This is a genomic window from Actinoplanes sp. NBC_00393 (assembly GCF_036053395.1).
Taxonomy (GTDB): domain Bacteria; phylum Actinomycetota; class Actinomycetes; order Mycobacteriales; family Micromonosporaceae; genus Actinoplanes.
Genome location: NZ_CP107942.1, coordinates 3,225,062 through 3,239,652, shown reverse-complemented (window position 1 = coordinate 3,239,652; position 14,591 = coordinate 3,225,062). Strand labels below are relative to the sequence as shown.

The 14,591-nt window shown below is 67.5% G+C and carries 14 protein-coding genes and 1 pseudogene; 9 read left to right on the top strand and 6 right to left on the bottom strand.

Translation table 11 applies throughout. The features are described 5' to 3' along the window. Positions 1-181: 181 nt before the first annotated feature. Positions 182-703 (bottom strand): DUF6328 family protein, encoded by a 522-nt coding sequence (locus OHA21_RS15250; RefSeq protein WP_328474467.1) that lies wholly within the window; start codon positions 701-703, stop codon positions 182-184. 69 nt (positions 704-772) lie between these two features. Beyond that, positions 773-2,233, bottom strand: coding sequence for a peptide MFS transporter (locus OHA21_RS15245; protein ID WP_328474465.1), 1,461 nt, complete (start codon positions 2,231-2,233; stop codon positions 773-775). A 273-nt stretch (positions 2,234-2,506) separates the two neighbouring features. Between OHA21_RS15245 and OHA21_RS15240 the strand changes: the two genes are divergently transcribed. Further along, the gene (locus tag OHA21_RS15240) at positions 2,507-3,421 is read left to right on the top strand and encodes a universal stress protein (protein ID WP_328474463.1); all 915 of its coding nucleotides are present in this window, start codon (positions 2,507-2,509) and stop codon (positions 3,419-3,421) included. A gap of 437 nt (positions 3,422-3,858) precedes the next feature. Beyond that, positions 3,859-4,275 (top strand): PRC-barrel domain-containing protein, encoded by a 417-nt coding sequence (locus OHA21_RS15235; RefSeq protein ID WP_328474461.1) that lies wholly within the window; start codon positions 3,859-3,861, stop codon positions 4,273-4,275. A 200-nt stretch (positions 4,276-4,475) separates the two neighbouring features. On the opposite strand, the gene OHA21_RS15230 is transcribed toward OHA21_RS15235, so the two are convergent. Next, the gene (locus OHA21_RS15230; RefSeq protein WP_328474459.1) at positions 4,476-5,024 is read right to left on the bottom strand and encodes a DUF421 domain-containing protein; all 549 of its coding nucleotides are present in this window, start codon (positions 5,022-5,024) and stop codon (positions 4,476-4,478) included. Positions 5,025-5,177: 153 nt separating this feature from the next. Continuing rightward, positions 5,178-6,227, bottom strand: coding sequence for a potassium channel family protein (locus OHA21_RS15225; protein ID WP_328474457.1), 1,050 nt, complete (start codon positions 6,225-6,227; stop codon positions 5,178-5,180). 216 nt (positions 6,228-6,443) lie between these two features. On the opposite strand from OHA21_RS15225, the gene OHA21_RS15220 reads away from it, so the two are divergent. Both OHA21_RS15220 and OHA21_RS15215 read left to right on the top strand, forming a co-directional pair. Continuing rightward, positions 6,444-6,764, top strand: a complete 321-nt coding sequence (locus OHA21_RS15220) for an STAS domain-containing protein (protein WP_328474455.1) — start codon at positions 6,444-6,446, stop codon at positions 6,762-6,764. 315 nt (positions 6,765-7,079) lie between these two features. Beyond that, positions 7,080-8,291 carry a sensor histidine kinase gene (locus tag OHA21_RS15215; protein WP_328474453.1) on the top strand — a complete coding sequence of 404 codons (1,212 nt, stop codon included), beginning with the start codon at positions 7,080-7,082 and terminating at the stop codon, positions 8,289-8,291. Here the strand turns inward: OHA21_RS15215 and OHA21_RS15210 are convergent. Beyond that, a complete protein-coding gene (locus OHA21_RS15210) occupies positions 8,282-8,638 on the bottom strand; it encodes a response regulator transcription factor (protein ID WP_328474451.1) in 357 nt (118 codons plus the stop codon). The two genes, OHA21_RS15215 and OHA21_RS15210, sit on opposite strands and share 10 nt — an antisense overlap. Positions 8,639-8,691: 53 nt before the next feature. Here OHA21_RS15210 and OHA21_RS15205 point away from each other — a divergent pair, with 53 nt between their 5' ends. The 3 genes from OHA21_RS15205 to OHA21_RS15195 all read left to right on the top strand — a co-directional run bounded on the left by OHA21_RS15205 (position 8,692) and on the right by OHA21_RS15195 (position 11,921). After that, complete coding sequence (locus tag OHA21_RS15205) at positions 8,692-11,019, top strand: hybrid sensor histidine kinase/response regulator (RefSeq protein WP_328474449.1); 2,328 nt, start codon at positions 8,692-8,694, stop codon at positions 11,017-11,019. Positions 11,020-11,123: 104 nt separating this feature from the next. Continuing rightward, positions 11,124-11,423: a BON domain-containing protein gene (locus tag OHA21_RS15200; protein ID WP_328474447.1), complete on the top strand. Its 300-nt coding sequence runs from the start codon at positions 11,124-11,126 to the stop codon at positions 11,421-11,423. A 288-nt stretch (positions 11,424-11,711) separates the two neighbouring features. Next, complete coding sequence (locus OHA21_RS15195; protein WP_328474445.1) at positions 11,712-11,921, top strand: hypothetical protein; 210 nt, start codon at positions 11,712-11,714, stop codon at positions 11,919-11,921. A gap of 510 nt (positions 11,922-12,431) precedes the next feature. On the opposite strand, the gene OHA21_RS15190 is transcribed toward OHA21_RS15195, so the two are convergent. Beyond that, positions 12,432-12,845 (bottom strand): hypothetical protein, encoded by a 414-nt coding sequence (locus OHA21_RS15190; protein ID WP_328474443.1) that lies wholly within the window; start codon positions 12,843-12,845, stop codon positions 12,432-12,434. Between OHA21_RS15190 and OHA21_RS52720 the strand changes: the two are divergent. Together OHA21_RS52720 and OHA21_RS15180 are read left to right on the top strand one after the other, a co-directional pair. After that, a pseudogene (locus OHA21_RS52720) lies at positions 12,729-13,583 on the top strand (sigma-70 family RNA polymerase sigma factor); the annotation flags it as partial. The gene OHA21_RS15190 and the pseudogene OHA21_RS52720 sit on opposite strands and share 117 nt — an antisense overlap. 257 nt (positions 13,584-13,840) lie before the next feature. Further along, on the top strand, positions 13,841-14,482 hold the full coding sequence (locus OHA21_RS15180) for a BON domain-containing protein (protein WP_328474439.1): 642 nt from the start codon (positions 13,841-13,843) through the stop codon (positions 14,480-14,482). Positions 14,483-14,591 lie beyond the last annotated feature (109 nt).

The window sequence follows — 14,591 nt, the reverse complement described above, 5'->3', positions numbered from 1 at the left end:
CTCCCCGTCCTAAAGGACGGGGCTTCGCCTAAACCTTGACGGGTTCGGGCTGAGACGCCAGCCCGCCGGTGAGACCGCGCCGAGTTTTCCTCCACGGATACGCGGTCAGGCGCGTACCGGCCGAAGCGCTGGCGCTGTCCGCTGTGCGGATCCGGCCGCAATCAAGACCGCCGATGCCGACTCAGTGGCCGGCGCCGGCGCTCACCCGGTCCGAGACCTCCTTGGCGGACAGGTGCTCGTCCGGATCGTTCTCGCCCCAGCTGCGCCGGGCCAATGGCAGCACGCCCCACAGCACGACGAACCAGACCGCCGTCACCGCGGTCAACGCCAACGCCAGGAGCCTCGGCAGCAGAAAGTCGGTGATCAACAGCACCGAGGCCACCATCGCCACCAGCATGCATCCCAGGCCGGCGCTGGCCATGCGATGAGCGAAGCGCACCAACTCGGGCTTGCGGCCTCGCCGGAACAACGCCCGGTGAAACGCCACCGGGGAGATGATCGCCCCGGTGGCGAAAGCCGCAGCCAGTAGGGCCACCACATAAATACCGCGCTGCACCTCGGTTGTCTGCTCGAACTGGGCAGTGAACGGCAACGTCAGCAGGAACGCGAACAGAATCTGCACACCGGTCTGCGCTACCCGCAGTTCCTGCAGCAGGTCGGCGAAGTTACGCTCCCATCGTTGCTTCTCCGTCTCGTGACGCATTCGCGTCCACCCTCCACATCAATCGTTGATGCTGGATGCCCGCGGTGTCGGGGATCAAACGGCTCACTGTCACCGGACGCCGCTCATGAGGCGGCTGATGGGTTTGGCGGCGGCGGCCAGAGCCAGCCCGAGCACGATGGCTATCGTGCCGAGAACACCGAAGTAGGCGATCTCATCATCGGCGCTGTAGTAGCCGGCGAGAGTTCCCGACAGTGCGGTTCCGAGCGCAACCGACAGGAAGAACAGGGCGACCATCTGGGTGTGGAAGACGCGCGGCGCCAGTTTGGTCGACACCGAGAGCCCGACCGGTGAGAGCAGCAGTTCGGCAACGGTGAACACGAGCAGGATTCCGGCGAGCGCGAGCAGCGGCGCGCTGTTGGGGCCGCCGCCGGCCAACGGCAGGAACAGCAGGAAAGCTACGCCCATGATGACGGTTCCGGCGGCGAACTTGATCGGGGTGGTCGGCTGACGGTCGCCGAGCCGGGTCCACAGGCCGGCGAACACGCCGGACAGCACGATGATGAAGACCGGGTTGATGGACTGCACCCACGACACCGGCATCTCCCAGCCGAACAGGGTGCGGTCGAGACGCTGATCGGAGTAGATCGTCACGACCGTGAACTGCTGTTGGTACAGAGACCAGAAAGCGGCGCTGGCGAGGAACAGCGGGATGAACGCGAGCACCCGGCGCCGCTCCACCGTGGAAATCCGGCGACTGGTCAGGATGACCACGAAGTAGCAGATCGCCGCCGCCACACTGACGACCACCACGATCGAGGCGAGCCGGTCAGCGGCGAGCACGCCGGTGGCTGCCAAAGTTACGATCGCGGCGAGCGTCACGGCGCCGGCCAGGGCCACCATCGGACGGGACTGCGATGGCAGCGGGTTGGGCACCTCGCGCGCCGCGGGCGGCAGACGACGGCGCCCGAACGTGTACTGCACTAGGCCGATGGCCATCCCGATCGCGGCGAGGCCGAAGCCGAAGTGGAATCCGACGTTCTTCTGCAGCAGTCCGGTGAGCAGCGGCCCGGCCAGAGCGCCGAGGTTGATGCCCAGGTAGAACAGGGAGAATCCGGCGTCGCGGCGTTCGTCGTGCTCGCCGTACAGGGTTCCGACCAGCGACGTGGCGTTGGCTTTGACGCCGCCACTGCCGACGGCGATCAGGATGAGCCCGATGGTCACGCCGAGCAGTCCGGGCAGGATCGCGAGGCCGATGTGCCCACACATCACCAGGACAGCACTGAAGAACAGTACGCGTTCCGGGCCCAGCAACCGGTCGGCTGTCCACGCGCCGAGGATGGTGGACAGATAGACGGCGCCGCCGTAAGCGCCGACGATGCTGGTGGCAGTGCTCTCCTGGATGCCGAGCCCGCCGTCGGCGGCCGAATAGTAGAGGTAGATGAGCAGGATGCCCTGCATGCCGTAGAACGAGAACCGTTCCCACAGTTCGACCCCGAACAGGGTGGCCAACGGACGCGGCTGGCCGAAGAAGGATCGATCCCGTTCCGCTTCGGTGGTGTCGGCATCCATGCTGGATCGCTCCGCCCTCGAGTGGTGGTAAGCGGCAGGCGACCTGTGTTCCCGGCTGTCGGCGCGGCAAACAGCGATCGACGGTGCCGACCCCGTTGAATGCTCACGTACGCGCCGCGATGCGCAGGGCAGATCCGGATCAGCCGGAACCGGCTCTGCAAACCCTGGTGCCGAGGAAGGGACCGGAGCGATACCCTGCCCACGCCGGCAGACCGAGCAGCTGCAAGTGACTGACGCGGTACGCACCAAGCGGAACCGCAGGACGGAGTCGACGTGAGCGCGGGTGATCCCAGGCAGCGTGTGATCGTCGGCGTTGACGGATCTGAGGGCGCGCTGGCAGCCGTGCGGTGGGCTGCTCAGTACGCCGCCGAGGTCGGGGAGCCGCTGCAGGTGGTGCATGTGGCAGGCGCATCCGACACGGAGTCCGTCGTCCTGCCGGTACCGGTCGGCGTCAGCAACGCGGGTCTGCGACCCGGGCCGTCGAGCGATCAGATACTGGAGAATGCAGTCGATGAGGCAGCCGGTCATGCTCCGGACCTGGAGGTGACCGCCCGTACGATTTCCGGCGATGCGGTGCCGGCGCTGGTGGAGGTTTCCGCAGAAGCTGGCCTGCTGGTTCTCGGCAGCCGTGATCGAGGTCGATTGGCGGCGGCCCTTTTCGGATCGGTGGCCGACCGGGTCACCGCTGACGCGCGCTGTCCTGTGGTGGTGGTACGGGGAACATCGGAACCGACCGGCCCTGTCGTCGTGGCGGTCGACGCCTCGGGCGGTGACGGGCAGGCGTTGCAGTTCGCGTTCCGGGAGGCGACTCGCCGCCGCTGCGCTGTGCTCGCCGTTCATGCGTGGCAGCCTCCGCTGACGGCGACCGGTCCGGGAACGATGGCGGCCACCACGGCCGCCACAGGGTTCATGAGCGAGGAACTGCCCGCCGCGGCACGACAGGCCCTGAACGAAGCTGTTGCGCCGTGGCGGGCCGCTTTCCCGGACGTCACAGTCCACGAGCGGTTGCTGGAGGGCCACCCAGAGGTCGTAGTGGCCGACCGGACCGACAAGGCCGCCCTGATCGTGGTGGGAACTCGCGGACGCAGGCCGCTGACCGGGCTGCTGTTCGGCTCGACGAGCCAAGCACTGCTGCACCGGGCCGACTGCCCGGTCGCTGTGGTGCGAGAACCCGACGATCAGACCTGAGTTACCGCGGCGATCCGAATCATGCTTGCGAACCACCGGTCCGGGACGGGGCCGTACCGGGGCGCTGGATCAGGACTCGCCGGCACCACCGGCCGGCCCGATCCCGGCAACGCCGGTGGGCGGCGGAGGCTTCACTCTTCCCGGCAGGTTCCGGCGACGAAGTCGACGCTTGCGATCCCCACCCGCTGTCGCGATTCGCCCCGTTCCCGCGTGAGGAAGCCCTGATGGCGGACAGCGCTTTGCCGAGTCCTACGACGTCTGCCGTCCCGGACCGGCGGTCTAGTGGCGTTCATGGTCGGTGAAACGAAGGGCGCGGCTGTCATCGAATCGAGAAGTGGTTGTAGGAAGTCCGCGAATCCGGCCGCATAGCGTTTCGGCCGGTACGTCAATGTCATCCATGACCTCCCGGCGTCGATGCCCGGAGAGGGAGGAGAACCATGAACGCGAACTTCGGCACACTGGTGGAACTTGGCGACAGCGGCCAGATGTTGGCCGACCCGGATCAGGACATCCGCGGACGTAAGGTTCTGGATCGCGACGGCAACGAGATAGGCAAGGTCGACGACCTGCTGATCGATCAGGAGGAGCAGAAGGTGCGCCTGCTGCGCGTCGAGCACGGCGGACTGTTCGGCATCGGCGCGACGGCGCTGTTCATCCCGGTGGAGACCGTTGAGCGGGTGACCGACGACAAGGTCGGCATCGACCGATCCCGGGTGCAGGTGGCGGACGCGCCACAGTACGACCCGGAAGTCGTTGACCGTGACCAGCAGATGGCTGGCCTGTACGACTACTACGGCTACGCGCCGTACTGGGCACCCGGCTACGTTCCCCCGGCGCGTGGCTTCTTCCACTGACGGCCTGGTCATCCACCGGAATACCGGCGCGCGGGCCCGGGCTGTCCGGGATCAATAACCGCACCGGCTCGGGCAAGCCCGCCGGAACACAGTCGTGGGGAACCTGCCGACGAGATCATTGCCCCGATCGCGGACGCCGGCCGACAGCAGCGCACCAGGTGACTGCCATGCTGCACAACCCGCGGCTGCTGAACCGCTGCCTACTGGGCTCGTGACTTGGGCGGAGCCGATGCGATCCGGTCGGCATGGCGGACGTCGCGGAGTGCGCTGCGGGAGCCGGCCTGTTGATGCGGGATGACACTGAAGCTGCCGTCGGTTTCCAGCACCACGGCAGCCACGGAACTCAGATCCCCGATGCCCTGTGCACGTACGGCCTGGAGGATCTCGCCTCCGGTGATCCTCTGACGGCGCAGCTCATCAAGGATCAGATCGCCATCGCGAAGCAACTGGGTGGGGGTCGACTTGACGAGATTGCGAAGCGTATCGCTGTGCACCGAGAGCCAGCTGACCGCGAACTGCAGGCCGATAAGAACCGCGAATCCGACGAGCCCTTCGGACAGCGAGACGTCGCGGGTCAGCAGGATGGTGGCCAGCGTGGAACCGAGGGCAACGGTTACCACCAGATCGAAGGCGTTCATCTTCGCCAACGTGCGTTTGCCGGACATCCGTAGAACGGCGATGAGAACCAGATAGGTCAGCACGCCGACAGCCGCGATGCGCCACAAGTCGTAGACAGTGTCGAAGAACATGTCGGTCGTGTACCCGCCACCGACGTGCTCATCCAGGACGTCTCGGCGGAACCTTCCGGCAAACCGCAGTGGCAGCGGTTACCGCCGTCGACAGCGTGCCGGGCCGGTCGGTGCCGGTAAGCATCGACATTCTCGCTGCCCCGGGCCAGTTGGTTACCGGGGGGAGCGGCGGTCGTGGAGCCGAACGCCTGGGGCGGCCCACGCGCGCAGAGTGTCGGAGAATTCCAGCGAGCGTGAGACGACATGACCGGCAAGCTCGTCGTCGACTGACATGGCCCGGCAACCGGTCTGCTCAGTGATGCGTTCGCGGAGCTGTTGCAAGAGTTGCCGTCCGTGCTCCGGTGCCTGCTGAATGTCCGGAAGGTAGCGCCGGGCGATGGTGTCCTGCAGCCGCAGCAGTGCGTGGGCCAGTTCTTCGGCCGACAGTCGCAGGGCACGCCACGGCTGATGACAGCCCGCAAGCAAAGCGACCGCGGTTGCCTCGGCCAGGTGCTCCAGCGCCGGCTCCAGATCGTAGTCGGGGCGGCGGGGCCGGAACGTCAGCGCGACCAAGGGATAGCGGCGCGTGGTGTCCTCCACCTCGCGGAGGCTGGCCGCCCAGTCGCGGCACCGTTGGACGGCAGCGTCCACACCTTCCTCGGTGAGGCTGCGGAGGAGCAGTCCGGCGCCGTCCTGCTCGCGGGTCTGGTCGTACACCGCCAAGGCCAGCCGGTTGCGTAACTCCAGACCGCCGACCAGCTGAATCAGATAGGTGACCAGGGCGGTGAACATGGCGAATCCGACTGCCCCGAGTATCACGCTGAACAGTTTGAGCAGGCCAGTGTCCGGCGTGATGTCGCCGTAGCCGAGCACGGTCAGTGTGCCGCCGGCGTAGTACAGGGCGTCGTTGAAATCGCGTGCCACCACGCCGTCGGCGGTGCGGTAGGCGTCGAGGTACGGCCACACGAGCAGCGCCGTACCCACGACCAGCACGACGACCCAGAGCAGGAAGGTGGCAGTGACGACTACCGGTCCGGCGAGCACCAGCGCGGTCCGGCGGGGCGGGTCACGATGCCGTCCCGCGAGTGACACCGCCCGCCACACCAGCCGGCGCACCGTCGCCGCGATCGGGCCCTCGGCGTCCGGATGAAAGATCGTCAACCAGACGTCGACCAGCACAGCCGTACTCAGCGCGAAGCCAAGAAGCACCCACACCAAACGCATGCCTGCGCGTTTACCCCGGACTCCCGGAAAGGGATCGTCGAAAGTCCACCACACTGATCCTCCGGGTCAGCCGTGCCTGTTGTCGCCACGACCATTCGGGACGGCGGAGCCGATGAAGCGGCAGCTGTGATGCAACTGTCATGGGCCCGTGGAGTTTCCGTCTGATCGGATGTGGAAGCTGACGTCGACGGACATACGGGCGGAAGGTTGACACGGATGCGGAGCGCGATCATTCCCGAGGCGGTCGTCGTGGTGACCGAGCCGCTGGCCGATCACACGGTGCACCGCTGGCAGCAACTCGTCGACGACGCGACGGAGTTGCGTCCCGGTCGCCTGATTGTCGACTTACAAGCAACGGACCACATCGACGAGGCCGCCGTCGCCATGCTGTTGCGGGCACACCGGCGGATGACGATCATGGACGGCAGTCTCATCCTGCGAGGTCCGAACGAGCGAGTCCGGGACATGCTCAGTCACGGCCGCGTGGCCCGCCTCCTCGACATCGAGGAGCCATCGCAACCTGTGTCCACCCACTGACCGGACGACCCGGCCGAGGACATCCGCCACGAAGGTGGGCAGCCCGTTGCCAGCGCTGATCGGCGGGCGGCAGATTGGCCCGTACCACGCCATGGACGATCGTGAGGTCCTCAAGGTCCTCATTTGCGGTCTGAGCGCGGGAGTAGCGCCGATGCGCCGGTACGTTCTCCGCTTTCGGTTGTCTTTCGCTGCGTCTGCGTACCCTGCTGCTTGATCAACTCGACGACCAGCCGCCGGGCGGGCCTGCCCGGCGGCTGGGAGACAGCGTGACGCCGGCCGATTCACCCGGCCGGCGTCGCCCTGTCTTCCCGGGCGATGCCGGACCTGGTCAGTTCGGCGCTGCAGGTGCAGGCGCCTGCCACGCTGAGTATCGACGGGGGATTCGGCGCGTGGCGCGCGCTGACACGTGCAGCGACTTCCGGCATACGCGGCAGTTTGAGTTATTCAGGTGTTTCGCCCCGGTTATCGTGGACGTTGATGGATAGGGAACAACCCGAACAGGCATTACGACAACCCCCGGCCGGCACCCTGCCACCGGTCGTCGAAGCGCTGACTCAGGCGGTCGACCTTGGCATAGCCATCGTCGCTGACGGCGTAGTGGCCACCGTCAACCGTGCTTTCCTCGGGCTCTTCGGCGCACAACAGGCCTGGAACACCCTCGTCGGCGAGCCGGTCGCAACGCTCAGCGAACGCGAACCGTTCTGTGCCGCCGCGAGCCTGTGGGCCGCGCGGCACGACGGCTATGGCCGCCGGCACCGCTGCACGGTCGGCGATCGGGTGATCGAGGGTCGCTGGCACGCTCTGCCCTCCGACGACCCGCCTCTGCTCGCGGTGATCGCCCGCGACCTCACCAACGAGGTGCGGGTGCGCGGCCGCCTGCGGCAGCACAACCGGGCCCTGGCGGAACTGGTGGCCACCAAGACCGAGTTGGTCTCCGCCCTGCTGCACGAGTTGCGTACGCCGCTGACCTCCGCCTTGGGCATAGTCGATCTGCTGCCGGAAGGCAGCGGCGACCCGCTGCTCGACGAAGCGCTGCCGATGGTCGCGCGCAGTCTCCACCGCATCAACGACATCACCACCCAGATCGCCGCCATCAGCGGGATCGAAAGCGGCGCCGTGCCGATGGAACAGCGGCAATTCGATGTCCCCGCGCTGCTGGCTGAGGTGGCCGCCGCCCATGGGGCCACGGTGCGAGCGCAGGCGTCCGCGCCGATCGCCGTCGGAGACCGGGCCCGGCTGGGCGAGGTCTTCAACCGACTGATCGCGGCAGTCCGAGCCGTAGGCGGAAGCGCCGATGAGATCGCCGCCGAACTGCTCGACGACCGATGGCGGATCGCGCTGAAACTGCCCCCGCAACAGGCGACCGACCGCCTCTTCACCGCCGCCGATTCCGGCGGCAACGCCACCGCCTTGATGCTCGCCCGCGCCGTCGTGGGACGGCACGGCGGCACCGTCGGCGTGGAAACCGTGACCGGTACGCCTTACCTCGTGGTCCGGCTGCCTCGTGGCGGCCCGAGTCAGCCTTGACCGGACGCCGTCAACGCGTCCACGCGCGTCAGCAGCTCCTGAGCGGTGAACGGCTTGACCAGATAGTCGTCGGCGCCCGCGTCGAATCCCGAAGCCACATCCAGCCACTGGCCACGACCGGTCAGCAGGATGATCGGGATGTCGGCGGTCTCGGCGTCGTCGCGTAACGCGCGGCACACTTCCAACCCGGTCATGTCGGGCATGGTGACGTCGAGTACCGCGCAGTCGGGCGGATGTTCGTGAGCCGCGCGCAGGCCGTCGATCCCGGTGCTGCTGGTGGAGACGTCGATGCCACCGGAACGCAGCACCGTCGCGACGATCTCCAACATCGTCGGATCGTCGTCCACCACCAGGACAGAAGTCACCACGCCCTCCTCGATCGCTACCTAGAGTAGTACCCGTGGGTGATCGCGGTGGTCGGATCACCGATGGGAGCCTTTCCTGGTGGACCGTCGGCCGGACCCTCGCCGCCGGGTTCCTGCTGGCGCTGATCTCGCTCGCCGTCATCGGCACCAGCGCGTGGCTGCAGATCGGCGCCCTCATGCGCAGCCAGGTGCCGCTGCAGCACTCGCACCTTCTGTTGAGCGAGATCGGCCGGCTCGGCGACGCCGTCAACGGATTGGACCGCGCCGCTCGCGGCTATGCCAAGGCCGGCAGCCCGACCTGGGCCCAAGCGGTACGGAACTCGTGCTCCACGGTTCGCAACCGGGTCTCGACGGTGCGCAGGACCGCCCGCGAGGATCCCGACCACCAGCGTCTGCTCGACCGGCTGCAGCCGCTGCTCGAGACCCGCCTCGCCGCTTTCGAGGCGGCGAGCGCCGAGCAGACGCCGGAACGCGTCGACTCGGACATGACCGATGTTCGCGAGCTCGTCAGCTTGATGCACGCCGGGGAAGAACAGCACCTGGCCGAATTGCTTCGCCGCAGCGAAGCGAGCGCGCACCGAACCCGGCAACTGATTCTCTGGGTCTCACTGGCCACAGCAGCGCTGGTGGCCGTCTGCGGCCGCTGGATCAGCCGGCGGATCACCGCGCCGGCCCAGGCAGTCACTGCTGCCGCGCAACGGGTGATCGACGGTGACCTCAGCCGCCGCACACAAGTCGCCGGGCCGCGCGAACTGGCTCAGATGGCCCGCGCGGTGAACGCCTCGATGACAGCCATGGTGTCCGCCCGCGACGAGGCCATGGCCGCCGCCGCTGCCAAGTCGGCTTTCCTGGCCACCATGAGCCACGAGATCCGCACCCCGATGAACGCTGTGATCGGCATGACCGGCCTGCTGTCCGAGACCGAACTGGACCCGCGCCAGCGTGAACTGGTCGAGACCGTGCGGGCCAGTGGCGAGTCGCTGCTGGTCATCATCAACGACGTACTGGACTTCTCCAAGATCGAGGCGGGTGAGCTGACGCTGGAGGAGCGGCCCTTCTCCCTGGGCTCCTGCGTCCAGCAGGCGATCAACCTGGTGTCGCTGACCGCAGACGCCAAAGGACTGCGACTGTCGAGCCATCTCTCCACCGACTGCCCACCCGTCGTCATCGGAGATCAGAGCCGCATTCGGCAGGTCCTGGTCAATCTGATCGGCAACGCCGTGAAATTCACCGAGCACGGAAGCGTCACGGTGACGATCTCGGTGGAGCCCGAACAGCCCACCGAAACCGGGCGCGTCGCCGTTCGCCTCGCTGTCCGCGACACCGGTATCGGCATTCCGCCGGACCGGCTGGACCGGCTGTTCCTGCCTTTCAGCCAGGCCGACACCTCGGTAGCGCGCAGCTACGAGGGAAGTGGCCTCGGCCTGGTGATCAGCCAACGCCTCGCCGAAGCGATGAACGGAGGTATCTGCGTCGACAGCACCCCCGGCCAAGGCTCCACCTTCACGGTCACGCTCCGCCTGGGCAGGGCCGAGCCGGGTACACCGATGCCCGCTGCCGACCCCCATCCCGTGTCGCCGCTCGGACGTCGGCTGTACGTGCTGGTCGCCGAGGACAACCCCGTCAACCAGCGGGTGGCGCAGCTGTTGCTGGAACAGCGCGGCCACCGGGTGGAGTTGGCGAACGATGGCGCCGAGGCGGTGGCAGCCATCCGGCGTACCCGGTTCGACCTGGTGCTCATGGACGTACAGATGCCGGTGCTCGACGGGCTCGCCGCCACCGAACGTATCCGCGCCGACCCGCCGCCGCACGGTCCTCCTCGGATCGTCGCATTGACCGCGAACGCGATGGTCGACGACCGCAACGCGACTCGGCGTGCCGGCATGGACGGTTTCCTCGCCAAGCCCATCCGCGAGGCAGAACTGGACGCCGTGCTCGCGAACGCGGCCGGTCACGCCGACGTCCATGCGGCGGTCAGTGCCGTGCAGTCGCAGGGGACGGGGCTCAGCGAGGAGCAGAACATCCGGGAACGAGTGGGGCGTATGGCGGCCGAGTCAGGCGACCGGCACCGGGTTGCTGACATCCTGCACAACTTCGCCGAACGGCTGCCGGACACGCTGGACCGGCTGGAACTGGCTGCGGCGGCAGGGGACACCTCGAGCATGGCGCGGCTGGCACACAGTCTGAAAGGTTCCTCGGCGACCCTGGGTGCGAACGGCTTCGCCAACCTGTGCGCGGATCTGGAGGATCGCGCGCGGCGCTCGGACACCCACCCGGCCGGACTGCGTGCTCTGCATGATCATGCTCGCGAGGTGGCGGATCTGATGGAGGACCTCTCCCACGAGTTGCAGCGCGTCGGCTGAGCCGATCGTCACGAGACTGTCATGGCGCCGCGGAGCGGCCGCTACGTGGCCCAGCGATGCTGTGACCTTGCAGTTTCGGTGCGAGCAATCAGCGGAGGACCTTCATGTACCCATTCCCCGAGGGCGAAGGAGATTGGCAGGAATCCGAAGCGGATCTGCAGGACTGCTCGATGGGCATGTCGACTGACGACATGATTGCGGAACTGTTCGCGGCCTCGGTTTTCGGCGATCCTCACATCAGGGGTGCGTACATCCGGGTGCAAGTGCAGAACCGCGTCGTGATCCTGTTGGGCGAGGTCGCCTCGGTGCAAGCGCGCAAGGTGATGCGTCAGCGAGCCTGGGAGGTTCCCGGCGTCGCGGATGTCTGCAATCGGCTGACTGTCGTTCCGCCGGGACGCTCGTGATCGGCCATTTTCCGGCAACGGGAGTCCTATGAAGCAGTGGCTTCGGGCGGTTTTAATGCACCGGAAATGCAATATCCCACCGCGCCGATCGACCTGAGGCGGACGAGCCACGAGACTGGCACGAACCGTCGACCTGCGCTCGAGTGCCTTGAACGAGGCGGTGCCCCAGCCGACCGGTCCGTCGGGCCGCAGGTTCGAAGGTTGTCATGCAGCTGTCAGGCGACTGTGCACCAACCACCACGACGGGCCACCAGTCTGGACATCTGGCGCTGACGAGAGGAGAAAAGCATGCGAACGCTTCTTACCTGCCTGGCGATCGCTGGTGTGATCGTCGCTGCTGCAGGAGCCGTGTACCGCGAAGGCCTGATCATCCTTCTCGGCTTTGCTGCGGTGATCATCCCGCTGGTCATGTTCGCGCAGGGGGCTGTTTCCGATCGCCGTAGCAGCGCACCACGACGGCACCGGGATCCGAAGCCGCTGAGTCATCTGCACCGATGAGTCCTCCTAGGTTCCGGTGTTGTCGATGACGGCTCAGTCCAGCCAGGTGGCTGTGGACCTTGTCAGAGTGGATGCGGATGACTTCGGGGCTGAATGGGCTCCGAGGTCCTGAGGGCCTTCGCGGCGTTCGGCGGTGCCGCGGATCTCGACCATGCGGGGTCGCCAGGGACAGACGCTGGCGTCACCCTGCTCGTCGGCGACGTCTGTGCGTCCGGCGCGGCGCCATGCACGGGCTGCGGCACGGCACGTCGCGCGAAGCCGATGATCCGGTTCTACCGGTCGTGGGACCAGATCTTGTCGGCGATCAAGGCTTTGCGACCGGCGTGGATCCGGATGGAGACCATGCCCGGATCAAGTTCGCGGTCGGGGCGGTGACGCACAAGGCTCGCGACGCCGGGATGACGGCCCGATCACATTCTTGGCAATTCGATCACAGGTTATCGGCTTGCGTTTTCCGAGCCAGACGGCGGAAACGCCTCATGCAACGTCCGGGCGCCAAGCCGCGGCCGGCTACTGCGGGACGGCCCGGGTGCGCACACACCCGAAACTGTCGCCACGACCTGGGAGAAGAACATGTCTATGAGCTTCATCCGGCCGGACAGCGTGGAATCGGCGGCGCGACCGATCGAGGTCGTCGACGTCGCCGGGCGAGACGAAGTCATCACGGATCTGGTGGGGCGGTTGCGTGACCCCCGGTGCACCACCGTGGAACGGCGTCGGCTGGGGGACGCAGCCGTGCGGCTCGGCCTGCCATTGGCGTACCGCCTGGCCCGCGGTTTCCAGCAACGCGGCGAGATGCTCGAGGATCTGCGTCAGGTGGCAGCGTACGCGCTGGTCAAAGCGATCGGCGGATACGACCCCGACCGCGGCCACCGATTCACCGCCTATGCGACACCGACGATCACCGGAGAGATCAAACGGCATTTCCGTGATCGTGTATGGAGCGTGCACATGCCCCGGCCACAGCGTGACCTGGCGCTCCAGGTCACGCGGACCCGCGCGCAGCTCACGCAGCGTCTGGGCCGGTACCCGTCGGCCGCGGAGGTCGCCGCTGAGCTCGGCGTGGCGAGGGAGCAGGTCGATGCGACGGCTGCCAGCTTCTCGGCGTACCGGGCCGATTCACTGAACCAGCCCTGCGGCGAGGGGGATGGCCTCCAGCGACAGGATCCGCTGGGCACCGTGGATCCGGCGCTGGAGAGCGCCGACGACCGGCTCACGGTACGCGCCCTGGTGCAGCAGCTGCCGCCGCGACAGAAATGGGTGGTCGACAGGTATTTCTTCGGCGGCTGGAGCCAGGCGCAGATCGCGGCAGCGATGGGTACGTCGCAGATGACCGTGTGCCGTCTGCTCAGCTCGGGTCTCGACGGGCTGCGCCGCGATCTGTGCGGGCCGGGCCGGGCGTCGGGCGGCGATGTTCGGGTGCGCACCTACGCGGTCGAGCGTGACTGTGTGGTCGCCGGCGTCGTCGGCACGGTGGACCGGCCCAACATGGCGGAGCTGCGCCGGTGTCTGGTCGACGCGGTCGTCGGTGTCGGGGCGCGGACCTTGGTGATCGATCTGCGCCGGATGTCGAGTGCGGACGGCGGTGTGGCCAGGGCTCTGCTGGACGCCTATCGTGCCGGCGGGCACAGCGGCACGCGGATCTGTGTGGTCAACGCCGCACCGCCGGTAGCCGACATGCTGCGCCGAACGGGATTGTCCCGGCTGTTCCCGTGCCGGGCGCGAACCGATGTACGGCCGGCGACCCCCGGACACGAGGCGGGGGAGAGAAGTGCACCGGCCCGCCCGACGCCGGCGAGAGTCACGGATGACCCCGGGGCAGGGGCCGAGCATGCCAAACACGCGAAGGATCCTCATCGACGGCCGTTTCCGGTGTCGGACGTGAGATCCCCGGCTCAGCGAGCCGGGGCCGTCCGCTGGTGGATCTCATCCAGGCCGACGCGCCGATCCCCCCGGGGAACTCCGGCGGTGCGCTCGACCACGCCGCAGGCCGCGTTGTCGGCATCAACGACGCCTACCTGCCGCCGCCCACCGGCGCGGTGCCGATCGGCTTCGCAGTACCGGCGGCCACCGCCGCCGCCGAGGACCTGCTCGACGACGGCACGGTCACCCACCCGTTCCTCGGTGGCACCGTGCGGCCGGACAGGACAGCAAGAGCGTCCTGCGGCTCGTCACGTTGGGCGTCGTTTGACCGTCACCACGAAGTAGAGCAGTCCGACCAAGACGTTGAACCGCAACACCACCCCGGAGGCCCCCGCATGTATCCGTACTTCCCGTCGGACTTCTTCTTCAACGGAATCCCGACGCACTGGGCGTTCCAGCGACCCGCTCCGCCTCTCGCCGCTGACGAGGAATTGGCGATGCGCGTGGCAGCGAAACTGCGAGAGAACCTCACCGGAACCGCGTACCGCATCGTGGTGGAGGTGCAGAACCGGGTCGTCATCCTGGAAGGCGCCGTCCCTGCCGCCGCACTGCGCACTCGCCTGCATCACCTTGTCTGGCAGGTGCCGGGCGTTACCGACGTCTGCAACTGCCTCACCACAGGTCGCGGCGAACGATAGCCGGACGCCGAGATCTCGGGGGACACCGATGGATCTGATCAGCTTTGTCACCGCCGTCACGGCCGGAGCCGTGGCCGGCTCGGCGAGCCGTTATGTGACCGGAGACAGT

What these genes read in the sequence shown, in the direction of transcription:
- OHA21_RS15200 (WP_328474447.1), top strand. Translation starts at nt 11,124, where the DNA reads ATGTACCCATTCCCCGAGGGCGAAGGAGATTGGCAGGAATCCGAAGCG.
- OHA21_RS15220 (WP_328474455.1), top strand. Translation starts at nt 6,444, where the DNA reads ATGCGGAGCGCGATCATTCCCGAGGCGGTCGTCGTGGTGACCGAGCCG.
- OHA21_RS15245 (WP_328474465.1), bottom strand. Translation starts at nt 2,233, where the DNA reads ATGGATGCCGACACCACCGAAGCGGAACGGGATCGATCCTTCTTCGGC.
- OHA21_RS15190 (WP_328474443.1), bottom strand. Translation starts at nt 12,845, where the DNA reads ATGCCGTTTGATCTCTCCGGTGATCGTCGGTGTCGCATAGGCGGTGAA.
- OHA21_RS15215 (WP_328474453.1), top strand. Translation starts at nt 7,080, where the DNA reads ATGCCGGACCTGGTCAGTTCGGCGCTGCAGGTGCAGGCGCCTGCCACG.
- OHA21_RS15235 (WP_328474461.1), top strand. Translation starts at nt 3,859, where the DNA reads ATGAACGCGAACTTCGGCACACTGGTGGAACTTGGCGACAGCGGCCAG.
- OHA21_RS15195 (WP_328474445.1), top strand. Translation starts at nt 11,712, where the DNA reads ATGCGAACGCTTCTTACCTGCCTGGCGATCGCTGGTGTGATCGTCGCT.
- OHA21_RS15250 (WP_328474467.1), bottom strand. Translation starts at nt 703, where the DNA reads ATGCGTCACGAGACGGAGAAGCAACGATGGGAGCGTAACTTCGCCGAC.
- OHA21_RS15225 (WP_328474457.1), bottom strand. Translation starts at nt 6,227, where the DNA reads ATGCGTTTGGTGTGGGTGCTTCTTGGCTTCGCGCTGAGTACGGCTGTG.
- OHA21_RS15230 (WP_328474459.1), bottom strand. Translation starts at nt 5,024, where the DNA reads ATGTTCTTCGACACTGTCTACGACTTGTGGCGCATCGCGGCTGTCGGC.